Genomic DNA, 22236 nt, shown 5'->3' with positions numbered 1-22236 from the left:
CGATGTGAGAGAGAATACGAACAAGCAATATGGATTAACGCAAGCCCAGCGCCGGATATGGTTCATGGAAATTATGAATCCGGGCACATCCATCACGATGCTTTCGGCGACCTACCAGATTACGGGCGAGATCGACACCAAGCTGCTGGAGCAAGCGGCTGCAGAGATTGTCAAAACCTATGACGCTTTCCGAATCCGCATTAGCGGGGATTTGCAAAATCCAACGCAGTGGTTCGAAGAGCCGGAGAATGACCAAGCCCAGATAAGCCACCTCGAAATAGGTACAAACGAACAATTCTATGCCTGGGTGAAAGAAGTAACCGAAAAACCGGCCAGTGTGTTCGACGAACACCTCTATCAATTTACGATGATCCATTTTGCGAACGGCCAAATATGGCTTAATTTGACTGTAAATCATATCATTGCCGATGGCTTGTCCGTCACTGCTTTGCTGCATGCGGTGATGGAAAAATACCTGGAACTGCGCAAAGGCATCCTCAGCAGTTACCAGGCCCCTTCCTATCTGGATTATATTTCAACTGAGCATGAGTATGAGCAATCGCAGCGTTATCAAAAAGGCAAGGAATATTGGCTGACCAAGTACAACACTTTGCCTGAAACGAGCGGCATTAAATCGGCTCCGCCATTCTCGATTGGCAGCGAATCGAATAAACGTTCCATCACGTTGGATGGTTCCCGGTATGACCGCATTCTGGCTTTTAGCGAACAATATCAGGTCAGTTTATATACGTTATTTTTGTCCGCCATGTACGTCTTATTGTACAAGCTGACCGACAGCACCGATGTGCCGGTCGGCACGGTTTTTGCCAATCGCACCAGCAAGAAGGAAAAAGAAACGATCGGTATGTTCGTCAGCACCGTGGCTACGCGGATTAGTCTGAATCCAGATGGGTCCGTGCTTTCCTTGATCCAAATGGTCTCCAAGGAAAATACGGCGGATCTGCGGCATCAGAAATATCCTTATAACCAATTGATCCAGGATTTACGCGAACAACACGGTCGCAACGATCTTTCGGAGTTGTTCCGCACGTCTCTGGAATATCTGCCTTTGAAAATCGTGGAGTACGAAGAAATCAATGTACGTCTGGAGGCTCACTTTGCCAGGCACGAGATGGACGATCTACTGCTGCGCTTCGACCATATGCTGAATGAAGGCCATGTCATTCTCCATGCTTCCTATCGTACCGGCCTGTTCGAGACGACCGAGATTGATCGCATTATGGAACAGTATGTAACCGTTTTGGACCAGTTTCTTGAGACTCCCGAACTGCGGGTGCGCGAGATTTCTCTGTTGAGCGATGAGGAGAGACACCGTATTCTGGACGTGTTTAACCCGCCGGTGGCAGCACTGAGCGAGGGAATAGCGTTTCATCGGTATGTCGAAAAGTTTGCCCGAGACATTCCGGATCACCCGGCAGTTGTTTACATGGACAAAAAGCTGACTTACGGCGAATTGAACGAACGCGCCGAGCGGCTGGCTGCGCTCCTTCGTGAACAGGGCGTGGGAAGGGAGACGATTACGGGGATCTGGGCGGAGCGTTCGGTGGAACTGCTGGTCGGTGTGCTCGCCGTATGGAAAGCCGGCGGAGCTTATGTACCGCTGGACCCCGATTATCCGGCGGAGCGGATTGAGTACATGCTCAGCGATAGCGAAGCATCGGTGCTGCTTACGCAGCGTCATCTGTTGGAGGGGGCCGGAGGTTGGCTGGCCGATGACCGGCTGAAGCTTCAAGCTGTCTATGCGATAGACGATGAACAGATGTATAACGGGGATACCTCAGCCGTGGAATTTGAATCTGCTGACAGTGCCCCGCAAGACTTGGCTTATGTGATTTACACCTCCGGTACGACGGGACGCCCAAAAGGCGTCATGATCGAGCATGGTAGTCTCGTGAATACGGCGGATGCGTACCGCCGTGAGTACCGGCTCAATCAGTTCCCGGTGCGGTTGCTGCAACTGGCGAGCTTCTCGTTCGACGTGTTCGTTGGAGACATCGCGCGGACGCTGTATAACGGAGGAACGATGGTAATTGTGCCAAAGGATGACCGGATTGATCCGAACCGCTTATACGGCTGGATTCGGGACCAAAACATTACGGTATTTGAATCGACACCTGCGCTTATCCTGCCGTTCATGCAGCATATTTATGAAGAAGGGCTGGACGTCAGCTCCATGCAGTTGCTGATTACCAGCTCGGATGCTTGCAGTGTCACCGATTACCGATTGCTGCAGGAAAGATTCGGCGGACAATTCCGCATCATCAACAGCTACGGCGTTACCGAAGCGGCCATTGACAGCAGTTTTTACGATGAGCCGCTGGACAAGCTGCCATCGTTGGGTCATGTGCCGATCGGCAAATCCTGGCTGAACGCCCGGTTCTACATTGTCGATGCCGGGTTAAAGCCGGTTCCTGTAGGGGTTCCGGGTGAGCTTGTCATCGGCGGCGCCGGGGTGGCGCGCGGGTATTGGAACCGTCCGGACCTAACCGCCGAGAAGTTTGCAGACAGCCCGTTTGTGTCCGGCGAACGTCTGTATCGGACAGGAGATTTGGCCCGCTGGCTGGAAGACGGCAACGTTGACTTCATCGGCCGGATCGACTATCAGGTGAAAATTCGCGGGTTCCGGATCGAACTCGGCGAAATTGAAACGGCCCTGCTCAGTTTCCCGGGGGTCAAGCAGGCTGTGGTGACTGACCGTACGGATGAGCAGGGGCAAAAGTATTTGTGCGGTTACGTGGCGGGGGATGATTCCTTGCAGCTGATCGATCTGTTGTCCCAATTGAAACAAGAGCTGCCTGCGCATATGGTTCCGGCCCGACTGGTATCTCTGGATCAGCTACCACTCACACCGAATGGAAAAGTTGACCGTAAAGCGCTGCCTGAACCGACCGGAGAGGTAGAAGTGGGCCTTGAGTATGTGGCTCCTCGTACAACGCTGGAAACAAGACTTGCACTTATTTGGCAGCAGGTGCTGGGTATTGCGCGAGTTGGAGTCCATGACGATTTCTTTGACCTTGGTGGTCATTCCTTGCGAGCCTCCGCGCTTGTTTCCAAGATTCGAAAAGAGCTGCAAGTCGAGGTTCCGTTGCGGGACGTTTTCCGCTACACCACGATCGAACAACTTGCTCAAAGAATTAGCGGTTTAAAGCAGCAGGAGACGTATGAGATTACAAAGGCGGCAGAGGCCGAGTACTATCCGGTTTCATCCGAGCAAAAGCGTCTGTACGTCTTGCGCCAGCTTGACGCGGCCGAGCGTAGCTACAATATGTCGGCGGCGCTTCTTCTCAAAGGCAAGCTGGACCGCACGCGCGTAGAGTACGCGTTTCGGGCGTTGATTCAGCGCCATGAGACGCTGCGTACCGGGATCGAGCAGGTTCAAGGCGAGCTTGTGCAGCACATCTATGACGAGGTGAAGTTTGATGTAGATTATTTCCAGGTGAGCGAGCGAGAAGTGGACCAAGTGGTGGAAGCATACTATCACCCGTTTGATCTGACCAAGCCGCCACTTCTTCGCATCGGCCTGATTGAAGTCACCGAGGATCGCCACATTTTGCTGTTCGATATGCACCACATCGTCTCGGATGGCATCTCGACAGCGTTGCTTTTCGACGAGTTCAGTCGCCTGTATCGGGGTGAGGAGATGGCTCCGTTGCGTATTCAATACAAAGATTATGCCGTTTGGCAGCATTCCGAAGCCTATGTGCAGTTGATCCAGCCGCAGAAGGAGTACTGGCTGAAACAGCTGTCAGGAGAGTTGCCTGTATTGGAACTGCCGACGGACTTCCCGCGGCCTGCGGTGCAAAGTTTTGACGGCCGGACCGTGAAGTTTGATATTGGGAAAGAACGGACGGAAAAGCTGAAAGAACTGGCCGCACGGACGGGCACGACCCTGTACATGGTGCTGTTGTCTGCTTACTCGATCCTTATGCATAAATATTCGGGTCAGGAAGATCTGATCGTGGGAACGCCGATTGCCGGAAGAACGCAGGAAGAAGTGCAGCCAATCGTAGGTATGTTTATCAACACGCTTGCCATTCGCAGCCATCCAGAGCGTTCCAAGCCGTACCTTAAGTACCTGGAAGAAATGAAGGAAATCACACTCGGGGCTTTTGAACACCAAAATTATTTGTTCGAAGACTTGGTGGAAAGCCTTCACATTCCGCGTGCGACCGGCCGGAATCCGCTCTTTGATACGTTCTTCTCCCTGCAAAATACGGAGAATGAGCAAATTGTCATCGAGGGGCTGGAGCAATCGTTTTATCCGTTGGAAAACCGAACGTCCAAGTTCGAGCTGCTTCTGGACATTTCGGAGCAGGATGGTCAGCTCGAATGCCGGTTGGAGTACGCTACGGCTTTGTATAAACAGGAGACCGCGGAGCGAATCGCCAGACATTATGACAAGCTACTCGAAACTATCGCAACAGCGCCGGAAGGGGATATTGCTTCGCTGGAAATGCTAACAGAGCAGGAAATCCGTGAACTGGTGCACGGTTTTAATGATTCGGAGGCAGACTACCCGCGTCAGCAGACGATTCATGGCTTGTTTGAAGAGCAGGCGAAGCTTTATCCGGATAACGTGGCCGCCGTCATGAATGAGCGGCAGTTGACCTACCACGAATTGAATGAGCGGTCCAACCGGCTTGCGCGCAAGCTGCGGGAGACGGGAGTCGAAGCGGACCAGCTGGTAGCGATTCTGGCCGAACGTTCGCTTGATATGGTCGTCGGCATTCTGGCGATTCTCAAAGCGGGCGGAGCCTACGTGCCTGTTGATCCCGACTACCCGGAGGAACGCATCCGCTTCATGATTGAGGACTCGGGCGCACCGTTATTGCTGATTCAAAAGCATTTGCATGAGAAGACCGACTTCGCAGGAACGCGCCTTGAATTGGACGATTTCGTTTGGGGCGACAAAGGGGCGGACTCCGCTGGTGCGCTGGACGCTTCGAATCTGGAGCCAATTTCTGGCCCGGGTAACTTGGCCTATGTCATCTACACATCGGGAACGACAGGCAAACCCAAAGGCACGTTGATTGAGCATAAAAACGTCGTGCGCCTTTTGTTCAACGACAAGAACCTGTTCGACTTTGGGCCGTCCGACACGTGGACGTTGTTCCACTCGTTCTGCTTCGATTTCTCCGTCTGGGAAATGTACGGAGCGTTGCTGTACGGAGGCAAGCTGGTTATCGTACCGCCGCTTACGGCGAAAAATCCGGCTGAGTTCCTGGCACTGTTGAGCCGCGAACAGGTCACGATTTTGAACCAGACGCCAACATATTTCTACCAACTGCTGCGTGAGGTTTTAGCGGACCATCCGTACGATCTGCAGATTCGTAACGTCATCTTCGGCGGCGAAGCGCTCAGCCCGCTGTTGCTCAAGGGTTTTAAGACGAAGTACCCGGAGACAAAGCTGATCAATATGTACGGGATTACCGAAACGACGGTTCACGTGACGTATAAGGAAATCACATGGATGGAGATGGAGGCGGCGAAAAGTAATATCGGCAAGCCGATCCCAACGCTGAGTGTGTACGTTCTGGATGAAAACCGTCGTCCTGTTCCGATCGGCGTAGCAGGCGAAATGTACGTAGCCGGTGAAGGCCTGGCAAGAGGATACCTGAATCGCCCGGATTTGACGGCGGAAAAGTTCGTTGATTCTCCGTTTGCGGATGGGGAGAAACTGTATCGCTCAGGCGACTTGGCGGCCTGGCTGCCGGACGGCAACATTGAATATCTGGGTCGGATCGACCATCAGGTCAAAATTCGCGGGTACCGGATCGAGCTGGACGAAATTGAAACGCAGCTTCTGAACGTGGAGGGTGTGGAAGAAGCGGTGGTGCTCGCCCGTCAGGACAGCGGGGGCGAGAAGGCGCTTGTTGCCTACTTTGTGGCGGACCGGACGCTGACGGTTAGCGAAATGAGATCTTCGCTGGCTCAGGGAATGCCGGGATACATGATCCCGTCGTACTTCGTGCAGCTGGAACGCATGCCGCTGACGTCCAACGGCAAAGTGGACCGCAAAGCATTGCCGGAGCCGCAAGGCGGCTTGCAAACGGGCGTCGAATACGTAGCGCCACGTAACCTTACGGAGTCCCGGCTTGTGAAAATCTGGGAGGAAGTGCTGGGTTACTCCGGCATTGGAGTCATGGACAATTTCTTCGAACTGGGAGGGCATTCCTTGCGGGCGACAAACCTTGTCAGCAAGATTCGGAAGGAAATGAACGTTGAACTTCCTCTGCGCGATGTGTTCCGCTATATGACGGTAGAGTCGATGGCCGGGGCTATTGCCAGCTTGGAAGAATCAGAGCATAGCTCGATTCCAAAAGCGGAAGAGAAAGCGTACTATCCGGTTTCCTCTGCACAAAAAAGGCTATACGTCCTGCACCAGCTGGATAGCTTGGAGCTGAATTATAATCTCCCAAGCGCCTTGCAATTGGAAGGGGCTTTGAACGAGGCCAAAGTAGAAGATGTACTGACTACTTTGATGGCCCGGCACGATATGTTGCGCACCGGTTTTGAAATCATGAATGGGGAGCCGGTTCAGCGTATTCACCCGCTCGTCGCTTTCAAGGTCGAGAAGATTCAAGCAAGCGAAGATCAGGTTGCAGCCATTCTTGAAGGCTTCATTCAGCCTTTTGACTTGACCCAGCCGCCTTTACTGCGCGCTCTGTTGATTGAATTGGAGAAAGAAAAATTCCTGCTCGCGCTGGATATGCATCACATTGCTTCCGACGGCCTTTCCATGGACGTGCTGCTGCGCGAATTCGTGCGGCTGTACAATGGGGAAGAATTGCCGGAGCTGCGAATTCAGTACAAGGATTACGCCGCTTGGCAGCAATCCGAGGAACAGCGTCAACGCATCAAACGACAGGAGGAATACTGGCGCGGGGTATTCAGCTCCGAGCTTCCGGTTCTTGAGCTGCCTCTTGACTACTCTCGTCCAGCTGTTCAACAGTTTGACGGTCAAACGCTCACGTTTAGGCTAGATGCGGAGAAAGGCGAGGCTCTCAAACAGCTTGCCAGCGATTCGGGGGCAACGTTGTACATGCTTCTGCTGGCTGCGTACTCTGTATTACTTCATAAATACGCGGGACAGGAAGATATAGTAGTTGGCACTCCGATTGCCGCTCGTTCTCATGCCGACTTGCAGCCGATAATCGGCATGTTTGTCAATACGCTGGCCCTTCGCTTGGGTCCGACGGCAGAGCGGACGTTCATGGATTACTTGCAGGAAGTGAAGGAAACGACACTTGGAGCCTTCGAGCACCAGGACTATCCGTTTGAGGAGCTGGTAGAAGCTCTTCAGGTGACCCGGGATTTAAGCCGAAATCCGCTGTTTGACACCATGTTTTCTTTGCAAAAGCACGAAAGCCTGGATTTAACTCTTGAAGGCTTGCAATGGTCACTGTTTGACATCGAGGAAAAGACGGCGAAGTTTGATCTTAGCTTGGATATCGTGGAAGAGGGTAACGAGTTGGTTTGCAAGATCGAGTACGCTACCTCGTTGTTTAAGCAGGAAACGATGGTACGGCTGGCGGGTCATTACGAGCAGCTTTTGGCGTCGATTCTGGCTCAGCCGGGTGCGCGGATTTCGGATTTGGATATATTGACGAACAGCGAAAAGGATAATTTATTGGTCGGGTTTGACGTGTCGTCTTCGGCTCTTGCGAAGCAATACGCCGCAGAGGGTACAGGTTTGGAAGCAGATGAGTCGTGGAGAGAGAGAACGTTCCACGAGCTGTTCGAGGAGCAGGCGGAGCGCACTCCGGGAGCGCTGGCGGTTGTATACGAAGACAGCAAGCTGACGTATGCGGAGCTGAATGCTAAAGCGAATCGTCTGGCGTATGTACTGCGGGCACGCGGGGTGAAGTCGGAACAGGTGGTTGGCATTCTGGCCGACCGTTCGGCCGAGCTGCTGATCGGGGTGCTCGCCGTATGGAAAGCTGGAGGTGCTTATGTACCGCTTGACCCCGACTATCCAGCGGAGCGGATCGAATATATGCTCGCGGACAGCGGGGCATCGGTGTTGCTTACGCAGACCTGCCTGTTGGAGCAGGCGGAAGCTTGGCGCAGCGACAGAGCTTTAACGCTGCAAACGGTGCTTGCACTTGATGACGCCGCGGCGTACAGCCTAGGCACGGTGGAAACAGCTGTAGGCGTACAAGCTTTGGGCGAAGAGGGCACAGAGGCGGAGGCTTTGGCGCAAGTGGCAACGGCTGTTGCCGAAACATCTGCCACGGCAGAAGCTGAGCAGAACGCACAAGCGGCGGATCTCGCATCCAATCCGGCAAATGTGAACAAGCCGGGCGATCTGGCTTACGTCATCTACACCTCCGGTACGACGGGCCGTCCGAAGGGCGTGGCAGTGGAACACCGCAGCTTGGTGAACACGGCGGCGGGCTACCGGCGGGACTACCGTCTGGATCAGTTCCCAATCCGGCTGTTGCAACTTGCCAGTTTCTCGTTTGATGTGTTCGTCGGTGACATTGCACGGACGCTGTACAACGGTGGAACTATGGTCATCGTGCCGAAGGAAGACCGGATTGATCCAACCCGCCTCTATGGCTGGATTCGTGATTACGCCGTGACGGTGTTCGAATCAACTCCGGCACTGATCGTGCCGTTCATGGAGCATGTGTATGCCGAGGGTCTGGACCTTGGCTCGATGCAGCTGCTGATCACAAGCTCAGATGCGTGCAGTGTAGCGGATTACCGCACCTTGCAGGAGCGCTTTGGCTCGCAGTTCCGTATTATTAACAGCTACGGCGTAACGGAAGCAGCGATTGACTCCAGCTTCTATGACGAGCCGCTGGAGAAGTTGCCGAAGGCGGGTAGCGTGCCCATCGGGAAAGCGTGGCTGAACGCCAGATTCTACATCGTGGATGCAAATCTGAAGCCGGTGCCGATCGGGGTGCTGGGCGAACTGGTTATCGGCGGAGCGGGTGTGGCCCGCGGTTACTTGAACCGCCCGGATTTAACGGCGGAGAAATTCGTAGATAGCCCGTTAACCGCTGGGGAGCGGTTGTACCGGACGGGTGATCTGGCACGCTGGATGCCTGACGGCAACGTAGATTTCATCGGGCGAATCGACAATCAGGTGAAAATTCGCGGTTACCGGATCGAGCTTGGTGAGATTGAAGCGGCCATGAAAAATGTTGCCGAGGTGCGTCAAGCGCTTGTCATCGACCGGACGGACGAGCGGGGGCAGAAATATTTGTGCGGGTATGTCGTAGTGGATTCCAGCTTCGATCTGGAAGGGCTTGTGGCCCATCTGGACGCCGTACTGCCTTCTCATATGGTGCCTTCGCGAATCATGCGTCTGGATCAACTACCGCTTACACCGAACGGCAAGATCGACCGTAAAGCGTTGCCTGTGCCGGAAGGAAGCATTCGTGCCGAGGCTGCATACACGGCGCCGCGTACTCCAGCCGAGAAAGCACTCGCGTTGGTCTGGCAGTCAGTGTTAGGCGTGGATCAGGTTGGCACCATGGATAATTTCTTTGCGCTTGGTGGGGATTCAATTAAAGCTTTACAGGTATCTTCTCGTACTTTGCAAACGGGGTACAAGCTGGTCATGAAAGATTTGTTCCATTACCCGACGATCTCCGCCCTTAGTTTGCGGTTGCAAACAGCGGCGAGAACGGCAAGCCAGGCCGAAGTGACGGGAGAGGTTATCCTGACCCCGATTCAGCGCTGGTTCTTTGAACAAAATCCGGCCGATGTGCATCATAGCAATCAGGCGATTATGCAGTTCTCCAAGCAAGGCTTTGATGAAAAAGCTTTAAGCCAAGCAGTGCGTCAGCTTATCGTGCATCACGATGCTCTTCGTACGCTTTATCATCAAACCGAGAATGGTTATACCGTCTGGAACCGAGGCGCCGGGGAGAATGAAGTGCTGTTCGATCTGGAAGTTATCGATTTCAAGGGAGTCCGTGACGTGAAAGAAGCGGTAGAGGTTAAGGCAAATGACATTCAAGCAAGCATCGATCTGGAAAACGGTCCGCTGGTGAAGATTGGTTTGTTCCGCTGCGACGATGGCGACCATCTGCTCATCGCGATCCATCACTTGGTCGTAGACGGCGTATCCTGGCGGATTCTGCTTGAGGATTTTGCAGCCGCCTATGAGCAGGCGCTACAAGGTCAGCTGATCCGTCTGCCGCTCAAAACGGATTCATTCCAAACGTGGGCGAAACAGCTCGCTGATTATGCGAACGGGCCGGCGATGGAAAGCGAGAGAGCGTATTGGCAGTATATCGAGCAATTGGCCTATGAGCCGCTTCCAAAAGATTATGAACAAGGCAGATCCAAGCTGAAGGACAGCGGGCTCGTAACCGTTCGATGGACAGTGGACGAAACCGAACAATTGCTTAAGCAGGCTCACCGTGCTTACCATACGGAAATGAACGATTTGCTGCTTGCCGCGCTGGGCCTGTCAGTACAAGCTTGGAGTGGTCAGGAACGCGTGCTGGTGAATCTCGAAGGCCACGGCCGGGAAGAGCTTTTGCCAGATGTGGACATTACGCGCACGGTAGGTTGGTTTACAAGCCAATTCCCTGTTGTTCTGGAGCCAGGTCACGTAGCACTCGGTCATCAGGTGAAACAGGTGAAAGAAAACTTGCGTCGCATTCCGAACAAAGGGATCGGCTATGGCATCCTGCGTTATTTGTCGGCGCCGCGTGCCGGAGAGAGCTTCGTTTTGGAGCCGGAGATCAGTTTTAACTATCTGGGCCAGTTCGACCAGGATTACGAAAGCAGTGGCTCGCAGCCGTCTCCGTTCAGTCCGGGCTCCGATTCAAGTCCGAATGCTGTGATGGATTATGTCCTCGATATCAACGGTATGGTGTCGGAAGGCGTGTTGGAACTCACGATCCGTTATGGGGAAACCCAGTATCAACGGGAGACGGTTGAGCGCCTGGGCTCCCTGCTTCAATCGAGTTTGCGTGAGGTCATCAGCCATTGCGTATCGAAAGAGCAGCCGGAGCTTACGCCTAGTGACGTACTGCTTCAAGATGTGACGGTGGAGGAACTGGAGCGGCTGTCCGAACATACGGCGGCACTCGGCGAACTGGAGAATGTATACACCCTGACTCCACTGCAAAAAGGGATGTTGTTCCACAGCCTGCTGGATGCCGATTCGGAAGCTTACTTCGAACAGGTGACCTTCGATCTGTATGGAAGTCTGAATGTGGAAGCCTTCACCCGGGGATTGGATACGCTGGTACAGCGAAATGAGGCGCTGCGGACCAACTTTATTACCGGCTGGAGAGACGAGCCGATTCAAGTAGTATTCCGCGAGCGGAAGTGTGAAGTGTACTTTGAAGATATTCGCTCAGCAAGAGATGAGCACCCGGAGAAGACAATAGCCGATTTTGTAAGCGCGGATAAAGCGAACAAATTCGATTTGGCCCAAGACTCTCTTATGCGTGTGACCGTTTTGCGCACAGGCGACGAGTCTTACCATGTGATCTGGAGTCATCATCACATTTTGATGGATGGCTGGTGTATGTCCTTCATGATCAAGGAAGTGTTCGACACTTACTTTGCGTTTCAGGAGAAGCGAGCGCCGGAGCTTCCTCCGGTTACCTCGTACTCCCGATATATCAAATGGCTGGAAGCTCAAGATGTAGCGAAAGCTTCGGGTTACTGGTCGGAGTATTTGGCGGGTTACGATCAGCAGACCAAGCTGCCGCAGGAGAGAACGCAGCTGAAACAGCATGCTTTTGAAATGGCTGAAATTGATGTGGAACTCAGCAAAGGACTGACTGAGCAAATTGAGCGTGTGGCGCGCCAGCAACAGGTAACACTCAACACGTTTATGCAGACTGTATGGGGACTGGTCTTACAGATATACAACAACAGCGAGGATGTTGTGTTCGGCTCCGTTGTATCCGGGCGTCCGGCGGAGATTCCGGGCATCGAAAGCATGATTGGCTTGTTTATTAATACGATTCCGGTCCGTATTCAAGGTAAAGCCGAGGAGACGGTAGCCGATATCTTGAGAAAAACACAGGATCAAGCGCTGGCATCGGGAGCTTACGAAACATTCCCACTGTTCGAAATTCAGTCGCTGAGCGAGCAAAAGCGTGACTTGATCAACCATATCATGGTCTTTGAAAATTATCCGATGGAAGAACAGATTGAACAAGTTGTCGGCGGAGGCCAAGATGCGCTGAAAATTGCTAATATCCAATCGCCGGAACAAACGAACTACGACCTGGACATTACCGTCATTCCGGAAGAGCATATTTTGCTGCGGTTTACGTACAATGCACTGACGTTCAGAGCGCAAGACATCAGGCAGATCCACGGTCATTTTGCCCGTGCATTGGAACAGGTTGCGGCTAATCCGAATGTTCGTGTAAACGAGTTGGAGCTTCTGACGGCGGCGGAAAAAGAAGAAATTGTCTGCGTGTTTAATCCGGTGCAGCCGGAAGTGGCACCTGTGGCTGCCTTCCATCACCTGTTCGAGGAACAGGCGGAACGCACGCCGGAAGCGGAGGCCATCGTATACGAGAACGATCGGCTGACGTATACGGAGCTGAACGAGCGGGCGAACGGCCTGTCGACCACGCTGCGTGCAAGCGGCATCGGTCGGGAGACCATCGTTGGCATTCTCGCCGAGCGTTCGGTCGATTTGCTGGTGGCCGTGATGGCCGTCTGGAAAGCGGGAGGGGCGTATGTACCGCTTGACCCGGATTATCCGGCAGACCGCGTGAGGTTCATGCTCGAAGATAGCGGAGCGAAGGTGCTGCTGACACAAAACCTGCTGCGAGAGCGTGCCGAATCTTGGCTCGGCGAAGAGGAACTAGCACTGGAGACGGTGCTGTATCTCGATGACGAAACGTCATACAGCAAAGACCGGGCGAATGCACCGATGGACTTCAGCCAAGGTTCCAACAGTGCTCCCAATCCAGTCAACGGCAAGCTGACGGGTGCTGTGAACGACCGTAATGAGAGCCATCTAAATGTTGTGGGCATGGACAGCTTCCATGAAGCTCGTCCGGAGGATCTGGCGTACGTGATCTACACGTCGGGAACAACGGGTAAGCCCAAGGGTGTAATGATCGAGCACCGCAGCCTGGTGAACACGGCAGCAGGCTACCGACGGGAATATCGGTTGGATCAGTTCCCGGTAAGGCTGTTGCAGCTCGCAAGCTTTTCGTTTGACGTGTTCGTGGGTGACATTGCGCGGACGCTGTACAACGGCGGTACCATGGTCATTGTACCGAAGGACGACCGGATTGATCCGTCTCGTCTGCACTACTGGATAGAGCGAGAGCAAGTGACGATCTTTGAATCAACGCCGGCACTGATCGTGCCGTTTATGGAGTACGTGCATGAGCAGGGGTTGGAGTTAAGTGGGATGGAGCTGTTGATCACAAGTTCGGACAGTTGCAGTGTCGCGGATTACCGTACCTTGCAGGAGCGCTTCGGCTCATTGTTCCGGATCATCAACGCCTACGGCGTGACGGAAGCGGCCATCGACTCCAGTTTCTATGATGAGGAGTTGGCGAAGCTGCCGCAGACAGGCCATGTGCCGATTGGCAAAGCGTGGTTGAATGCGAAGTTCTACATCGTGGATGCACATCTGAACCCGGTGCCAGTCGGCGTGCTGGGCGAATTGGTTATCGGCGGAGTCGGTGTGGCGCGCGGGTACTTGAACCGTCCAGAGCTGACGGAAGAGAAGTTTGTAGATAGTCCGTTTATCGTAGGTGAGCGACTGTATCGCACGGGAGATTTGGCGCGGTGGATGGAGGACGGCAATGTGGACTTCATCGGCCGGATCGACAATCAGGCGAAAATCCGGGGTTACCGGATCGAGACGGGCGAAGTCGAAGCAGAGCTGCTGAGTGTAGGTGGCGTGAAGGAAGCGGTCGTTATTGTCAGGGAAGATCAAGAGGGGCAGAAAGCGTTGTGCGCTTATTATACAGTGGAAGAAGGCTTGACGGCGGCAGATTTGAAACGGGCGATCTCCAGTGAGCTACCGGGATACATGATTCCATCGTATTTCGTCGAACTGGAGCAAGTGCCTCTAACGCCGAATGGGAAAATTGACCGGAAGGCGCTGCCAGCGCCGGAAGGGGGAGCAGGCGGAGGCCGCGAATACGTGGCGCCGCGCACCGAACTGGAGGCAAAACTGGCCGCCATTTGGCAGGAAGTGCTTGTTCGGGAGAAAGCGGTAGGCGTAACGGACAACTTCTTCGACCTCGGAGGACACTCCCTGCGGGCGACAACACTTGTCAGCAAAATGCATAAGGAGCTGGGCGCCCAATTCCCGCTTCGCGACGTATTCCGCTACTCGACAGTTGAGGAAATGGCTGTGGCTATGGAGCGGTTAGAGGTTGGCTCGTTTACGGCTATTCCGGCTGCGGAACCTAGCGAGTATTATCCGCTCTCTTCCGCGCAGAAACGTCTCTATATCTTGAACCAGCTGGAAGGAGGCGAGCTGAGCTACAACATACCGGGAGCTATGCTGCTCGAAGGGCAGCTCAACCGGCAGCGGTTTGAAGAAGCATTCCGCGGGCTTGTAGCTCGTCATGAAACGCTGCGTACGGGCTTTGAGATGGTTGAAGGCGAAGCGGTTCAGCGAATTTACGAAGATGTCACCTTCCAGGTGGAATATGTGCAGATCAGCGGGGAGCAGGCGGAAGAAACGGTGCGCCAATTCGTTCGTGCGTTTGATCTAGCGAAGCCGCCACTTCTGCGGGTGGGCATTGCCGAACTCGCGCCTGACCGGCACATCCTGATGTTCGATACACATCATATCGTATCGGACGGCGTTTCAATGGACGTACTGATCGAAGAGTTTGTGCACTTGTACAGCGGGGAGCCGCTCAAGCCACTCCGCATTCAGTACAAAGATTATGCAGTATGGCAGCAATCGGATGAGCAGAAAACGCAGCTTGCCAAGCAGGAAGCCTACTGGATTGACATGTTCCGCGGAGAACTGCCAGTTCTGGAAATGCCGACGGACTATCCGCGCCCGGCTATGCAGAGCTATGAGGGCCGCACGCTGCAATTGTTTATGAATATTGAGAAAAGCGAAGGTCTGAAACGGCTTGCAGCTGAGAACGGCGCAACGCTTTACATGGTTCTGCTTGCGGCATATAACGTGCTTCTGCATAAATATTCAGGTCAGGAAGACGTGGTGGTTGGTACTCCGATTGCGGGCAGAAATCATAGCGACGTTCAACCGCTGATCGGGATGTTCGTTAATACATTGGCCATCCGCAGTTACCCGGCTGCCGGTAAAACGTTCCTTGACTACTTGAAGGAAATCAAGGAGACAACGCTGGGTGCTTTTGAACATCAGAATTATCCGTTTGAGGAACTGGTGGATAAGGTAAACGTGGCTCGTGATTTAAGCCGTAATCCACTGTTTGATACGATGTTTGCTTTGCAGAATACAGAAAATGTGGAAATCCAGCTTCCGGGACTGCATTTGTCGACGTATGCCAGCGAAGAAATTGTTTCTAAATTTGATCTCAGCTTGGACGTTACGGAGATTGAGGACGGCTTGGAATATCTGTTTGAATACGCCACGGCTCTATATAAAACCGAAACGGTGGAGAAATTGGCTGTTCACTACTTGCAGTTGCTTGAATCTATTCTCCGCAACCCGTCGGCGACGATTGCCGAGCTTAACTTGTTAACGGCAGAGGAAAAAGAGCAGATTGTCGGCGCGTTTAACCCGGCGCAGCCGGAAGTGGCTCCTGTGGCAGCGTTCCATCGACTGTTCGAGGAACAGGTGGAGAGCACTCCGGAAGCGGAGGCGGTCGTGTACGAAAACGATCGGCTTAAGTATACGGAGCTGAATGAGCGGGCGAATCGCTTGGCGGCTACGCTGCGTGCAAGTGGAATCGGCCGGGAGGAGATTGTTGGCATTCTCGCTGAGCGTTCGGTGGACCTGTTGGTGGCCGTGCTGGCCGTCTGGAAAGCAGGCGGGGCGTATGTGCCGCTTGACCCGGATTATCCGGTGGACCGTGTGCGGTTCATGCTCGAAGACAGCGGAGCGAAGGTGCTGCTGACACAAACGCTGCTGCGAGAGCGTGCCGAAGCCTGGCTTGGTGAAGAGGAACTGGCACTGGGGACGGTGCTGTACCTCGACGATGAAGCGTCGTACAGCGAAGATCGGGAGAATGCACCGATGGACTCTGGTGTGGTTTCCGGTATAGACTCCGGCAAGCTAACGGGGGCTGTGAACGGTGGTGGCGAGAGTCATGTAAATGATGTTGATGCTGTCGGTATGGACAGCTTCCATGAAGCCCGTCCGGAGGATTTGGCATATGTCATCTACACGTCCGGAACGACGGGCAAGCCAAAAGGCGTGATGATCGAGCACCGCAGCCTGGTGAACACGGCAGCAGGCTACCGACGGGAATACCGGTTGGATCAGTTCCCGGTGCGTCTGTTGCAGCTCGCAAGCTTCTCGTTTGACGTGTTCGTGGGTGACATCGCGCGGACGCTGTACAACGGCGGTACCATGGTCATTGTACCGAAGGACGACCGGATCGATCCGTCTCGTCTGCATTACTGGATAGAGCGGGAGCAAGTGACGATTTTTGAATCAACGCCAGCGCTGATCGTGCCGTTTATGGAGTACGTGCATGAGCAGGGGGTGGAGTTAAGTGGGATGGAGCTGTTGATCACAAGCTCGGACAGCTGTAGCGTGGCAGATTACCGGACCTTACAGGAACGGTTTGGTCCGTCATTCCGCATTATTAACGCCTACGGTGTGACGGAAGCGGCAATCGACTCCAGTTTCTATGACGAGGGGTTGGAGAAACTGCCGCCAACAGGCCATGTGCCGATTGGCAAAGCGTGGTTAAATGCGAAGTTTTACATCGTGGATGCACATCTAAATCCCGTACCGGTCGGCGTACTGGGCGAATTGGTTATCGGCGGAGTCGGTGTGGCGCGAGGATACTTGAACCGTCCAGAGCTGACGGAAGAGAAGTTTGTAGACAGTCCCTTCAACGCAGGTGAGCGGTTGTATCGCACGGGAGATTTGGCGCGGTGGATGGAGGACGGCAACGTGGACTTCATCGGGCGGATCGACAATCAGGCTAAAATCCGGGGGTACCGGATCGAGACGGGTGAGATCGAGTCACAGCTGTTGCGGGTGGTAGGTATACGCGAAGCGGTGGTGCTGGTTCGAAGTGATGAGAATGGGCAAAAGGCGCTGTGCGCCTACTACACAACGGATATCGAACTGACGGCGGCCGACCTGAAACGAGTGATCTCCAGCGAGCTGCCGGGTTACATGATCCCGTCGTATTTCGTGGAATTGGAGAATTTACCTCTGACACCAAACGGGAAAATCGACCGGAAAGCGCTGCCGGCGCCGGAAGAGGGAGCAAGTGCAGGGCGCGAATACGTGGCGCCGCGCACCGATCTGGAGACGAAACTGGTCTCCATCTGGCAGGACGTGCTCGGGTCAGTTACGATTGGTGTGACGGACAACTTCTTCGACCTCGGCGGTCACTCGCTGCGGGCGACAACGCTGGTCAGCAAGGTGCACAAGGAGCTGCACGTGGACCTGCCGCTGCGCGATGTATTCCGGTACTCGACTATTGAAGCGATGGCTGAAGTGATTAGCCGATTGGAGCAGCAGGAATTCCTTTCCATTCCGGTTCTGGATAAAAGGGAGCATTATCCGCTTTCCTCCGTGCAAAAACGGCTGTACATCCAGCAGCAGATGGAAGGTGCCGAGCTTAGCTACAACATGTCCGGCATGACGGTTCTCGTCGGACGCTTGGAGCGGAATCAATTCGAGGCGGCGCTCAAAGGGTTAATCGCTCGTCACGAAGTTTTGCGAACTGGCTTCGAAATGGTCGACGGCGAACCGGTACAACGGGTTTATTCGGACTTGGAGTTTGCCGTCGAGTATACAAAAGCGACGGAAAGTGAAACGAACAGCATTGCAGATGCCTTTGTACGTGTCTTTGATTTGGAGCGGCCGCCGTTACTGCGTGTGGGCTTAGTTGAATGGGGAGCGGAACGTCATCTGCTTATGCTGGACATCCATCATATAGTCACGGATGGCATGTCGATGGGTATCTTCATCGAAGAACTGCTGCGCCTGTATAACGGTGAGACACTGGAACCGCTTCGGATTCAATACAAGGAATTCGCTACTTGGCAGCAGTCCGAACCTGTAAAAGAACGGCTGAAATCCCAGGAAGCCTACTGGCTGGACATGTTGGAAGGTGAATTGCCAACGCTTGAGTTGCCTACGGACTTTGTCAGACCTGCCACTCGCAGCTTTGAGGGAGATGTGCTGCCTTTCAGTATCGACAAGCAGATGACTGACAACTTGCAGCGCATTGCCGATGAGAACGGTGCTACCCTATATATGGTGTTATCGGCGGCTTATTCAATCCTGCTCAGCAAGTACTCGGGACAAGAAGACTTCATTGTAGGCACACCGGTTTCGGGCCGCACACATGCCGACCTGGAGCCGCTCATCGGAATGTTTGTCAACACGTTGGCGATTCGCCATTATCCATCCGGGGAGAAGACGTTCCTCGCTTACTTGAACGAAGTCAAAGAAACGATGCTGGGGGCCTACGACCACCAGGATTATCCGTTTGAAGAACTTGTGAAAAAGCTGCAGGTGCCGCGAGATCAAAGCCGCAATCCTGTATTCGATGTCATGTTTACACTGGAAACGAAGGAAGATAACGTTCAAAGCTTCGGGGATATCCAGATCGAATCTTATCCGGAAACGCATGCGGTTTCCCAATTTGACCTTACCTTGGTCATTTCGCTCTTGGATGAGGGAATGAACGGGCAGTTTGAATATGCGACCAAGTTGTTTACGCGCAATCTGATCGACAATTTTGCTCAGGACCTGCTCGTGATCATCAACCAAATTGCTGAACAGCCTTCGGTGCTGTTAAAGGATATTTCCCTGAACGGCCAAACTGAACAGGAGCAAGATGAGCTAGAGGTTATTGATATTATTTTCTAATCCTTTATCCGCCTTGGGTGAAAATGGATCATTTAAGCACGTTATATGCGACATTCGGTATATTGAGGAAGTGGTAATGAAAATTTGTGGTGGTTTCACGACTTTTTTAACACCTGATAAAAGTATTTAAGTTATGTAACAAAGGGTCCTGATGACAATTGTCATCAGGACCCTTTGTTTATGAATGTATAATTAATGTTCCTATGTCCAAATCAGTATGAGGCTATTATAATGAAAACCTTTAACTGATATAGGCTGAGTACTCTGATATTATGGGATGCACAGTGATTTTCATCTATTTTTCAGACTTAGTATTTACTATAGCATCATCCATAGTCATTTTAGTCTTGAGAGTAGCTGTTGATTATGCCCAAGTTGTAATCGTTTCAACCGGGAGACGATAGGAAGGATAGCCATCTTTGGCTGCTTTACCTATGGAGATTAACATCACGGGCTGGAACCGTTCTTTATCCAGGCCGAACGCTTCGGCGATCTGACCTTTGTCATAGCCAGCCATAGGGTTCGTATCATAGCCATGAGCACGGGCAACGAGCATGAGTTGCATGGATATGAGGCCTGAATCAATGAGGTTCATATCACGCAGTTCGGATGGATTTATGTTCGCATAATAAGGTTTTACCTGCTGCATCTGCATATCCATGATGTCTTGGGGCATGTATCCAAGTTCCACTGATTTGCTGAAAATCTCTTCCAGGTATTCAACGTTGTTGGCATCGTAAAACACGGCAATGACAGCGGAAGACGTTAGTGCCTGTGTCTGGTTAAAAGAGGCTAGTGGTGCAAGTTTTTCTTTGCCTTCAGCACTGTCGATAACAAGAAAACGCCAAGGTTGCATGTTAATGGCTGAAGGGGCACGTGAAGCTTTCGCCAGTATTTCGGTCATCTCCTCGCGGCTGATCTTCACTTCAGGGTCGTAGGCTTTAACGGAATGGCGCTCCAAGACGATGTTATCAAAATCATTTGTTTTGTTGAATTGACCGGTAATTGTGTTCATATTGAAATCTCTCCTCATATCTATATTGGTGAGAGTAGGGTATAAATTATATCTCCATCTGTCTCACTATGAGGATTGTAAACTATAAAGTATACTTTATAGCAAGAAGAAACGGGGGAAATCCATATGAAGATTAGTGAAGTAGCGAACCATGTAAACCTTCCGATATCCACGATTCGTTACTACGAGAAAATAGGTATTATCCCGGATGAACATATGCTGAGAGATCATAATAACTATCGAATATATGCGCAGAGCATTATTCAGCATCTGGAAGTGGTCAAACAATGTTTAGCTGTTGGTTTTACGATCCATGAGATCCAATCTATGATCTCTAAACATGGGTTTTCAAGTAATGATCAAGCAAGCATTATCCAAGCGAAAATATCAGAAATTGAAGAAATACAAAATAAATTAGAGAATTCCAAACAAAATCTGTTCGAAATTCTTAAATCGGATATCACGTGTGAGGATGGTTTTGGTAAGTATTAAGCCGGAAGTCCCTCTTGAGGTTTTCATTTCAGTACGTTCTTACATCATATCGATTCAATCGAGTACATATCGTCCTGTATACGCAGACTACCGGGCTGCCCAGTTTCCACCTTCACCTCCGTGGCAAACACACCAGGCATACGCCCGTCTGGGAACCAGGGCTTCTGTTTATCAATGACAATAAACATGCCTTCTGCATCACCCGTGGGGGAGAATTGTTTTCCGTCTCCGGCAAATGGTTCAAGTTGATAATGCTCATTCAATGTGTTCATTGTCTCAGGAACATCATCGACAGGCAGACCGATTTCACTAATGCATAACAGATGCTTCGCTTCGAAAGTTTCATCAACTGCATTATCGAGTGAATGGTGAGCGATAAATTCCATCAAGTTGCCGCTTGGATCATAAAAATAGAAGGCTGTTGCATCCCAGTAGGGGAAATAAAATTCATCCTGTCCATCTTTCGAGAGCAATGGAATGTTACGGTCGTGAGCCCATCTTTTTGCATCAGCAAGTTTATTCGTTGGAATCGTAAACGCTACATGATAGTATGGCTTCTCTTGTTCTGGCGCTTTCTTGAAAGATAGGACCGAGTTCCCCGCACGGAATGAAACGCATGTTGCATTATCCTCCACAAGATCCAGTTCCAGTAGTGTACCGTAAAACTCTTTTATGGCCTCCACCTGATGTGTCAACAAACCTACTTCTCTTATTTTCATTTCAAAATCCTCCTTTTAAACTCACCTTTGATTGAAATACTCGATTGTTTTCTCAATAAATGCCTTGGCGGATTGCGTCAGGTAACGGTCGGAGCGATGAATAATCTCAAAGTGCCGGTATGGCGGATCGTCTGTAATTCGGATGCAACGTAGCGTGGGCTCATTCATGGCTTGGATCAGAGGATAAGGCAGCAGTGTTCCTCCGACGTTGGCTTTGACCAGGCTAATGATGGAGGTTGCCGAACTGGTCTCCATGATGGTATTTAGGGTGAATCCATATTTACGGCAATAGCCATCAACCAATTCTCTGCCTGTAAATCCTTCGGGGAACATCACCGTTTGGATATCACGTAACTCCTGAATTTCAATTGTGCTTCGTTCAGCCCATTCATGATTCTCGGAAACGACGAGTACATATTCTTCACTGCACAAAGGAATGCGTACAAGCCGCCTATCAGGGGCAGACGTGATCTCGATGCCGATGTCGACTTCATTTTCCAACACTTGATTTACGACATAGATCGAAGAGACGACCTTCAATTGCACTTTGGGAAATCGGGCATGAAAATCAACGAGCAGCGGAGTGATACGGTAATCCAAATCCGACGGAAGAACACCAATAACCAATCGTCCCCGCTGATCATTCCGAAATTCAGCTAGCGCATCCTGGGTATTCTGTAAATGCCGGATCATCTGTACACAGTGCTCCAGAAACAGAGTGCCTGCCTGGGTCATCACAATTTTTTTGCCGACACGGTCAAATAAAGGGACACCAAGTTCATCCTCCAACCCACGTATCTGTTGACTCAACGTAGGTTGAGATATGCCAAGTTTCTCAGCTGCCCGTGTAAAATGAAGCTCCTCACACACTGTAATAAAGTTTTCCATTTGACGAATCTCCATGAATTCACCTCTAATCATTGGTTTTAGTAATCATTTTAATAGAAATAATAGTATTGTTCAATCATTATAATGATCCTATACTTAATTCGTGCACCACCCGAAGATCTTGTCATTAA

Annotated in this window: 5 protein-coding genes; 2 read left to right on the top strand and 3 right to left on the bottom strand. The window is 52.0% G+C overall.

The window, feature by feature from the left end:
• Window positions 1-4 precede the first annotated feature (4 nt).
• Complete coding sequence (locus AC6CIF_RS15330) at window positions 5-18991, top strand: non-ribosomal peptide synthase/polyketide synthase (RefSeq protein ID WP_498200326.1); 18987 nt, start codon at window positions 5-7, stop codon at window positions 18989-18991.
• Window positions 18992-19355: 364 nt separating this feature from the next.
• On the opposite strand, the gene AC6CIF_RS15325 is transcribed toward AC6CIF_RS15330, so the two are convergent.
• Entirely contained in the window at window positions 19356-20006 is a 651-nt protein-coding gene (locus AC6CIF_RS15325; RefSeq protein ID WP_498200325.1) for a nitroreductase family protein, read from the bottom strand.
• A 126-nt stretch (window positions 20007-20132) separates the two neighbouring features.
• Between AC6CIF_RS15325 and AC6CIF_RS15320 the strand changes: the two genes are divergently transcribed.
• Window positions 20133-20498 carry a MerR family transcriptional regulator gene (locus tag AC6CIF_RS15320; protein ID WP_339298221.1) on the top strand — a complete coding sequence of 122 codons (366 nt, stop codon included), beginning with the start codon at window positions 20133-20135 and terminating at the stop codon, window positions 20496-20498.
• A gap of 44 nt (window positions 20499-20542) precedes the next feature.
• Here AC6CIF_RS15320 and AC6CIF_RS15315 read toward each other — a convergent pair whose 3' ends face one another.
• A complete protein-coding gene (locus AC6CIF_RS15315) occupies window positions 20543-21217 on the bottom strand; it encodes a VOC family protein (RefSeq protein ID WP_498200324.1) in 675 nt (224 codons plus the stop codon).
• 21 nt (window positions 21218-21238) lie between these two features.
• On the bottom strand, window positions 21239-22120 hold the full coding sequence (locus AC6CIF_RS15310) for a LysR family transcriptional regulator (RefSeq protein ID WP_498200323.1): 882 nt from the start codon (window positions 22118-22120) through the stop codon (window positions 21239-21241).
• Window positions 22121-22236 lie beyond the last annotated feature (116 nt).

Source organism: Paenibacillus sp. GQ49 (assembly GCF_059759055.1).
This window is presented reverse-complemented; position numbering and strand designations above follow the sequence as displayed.

Bases quoted from the DNA above. Each gene is read 5' to 3' on its own strand.
- AC6CIF_RS15325 (WP_498200325.1), bottom strand. From the start codon at position 20,006: ATGAACACAATTACCGGTCAATTCAACAAAACAAATGATTTTGATAAC.
- AC6CIF_RS15320 (WP_339298221.1), top strand. From the start codon at position 20,133: ATGAAGATTAGTGAAGTAGCGAACCATGTAAACCTTCCGATATCCACG.
- AC6CIF_RS15315 (WP_498200324.1), bottom strand. From the start codon at position 21,217: ATGAAAATAAGAGAAGTAGGTTTGTTGACACATCAGGTGGAGGCCATA.
- AC6CIF_RS15310 (WP_498200323.1), bottom strand. From the start codon at position 22,120: ATGGAGATTCGTCAAATGGAAAACTTTATTACAGTGTGTGAGGAGCTT.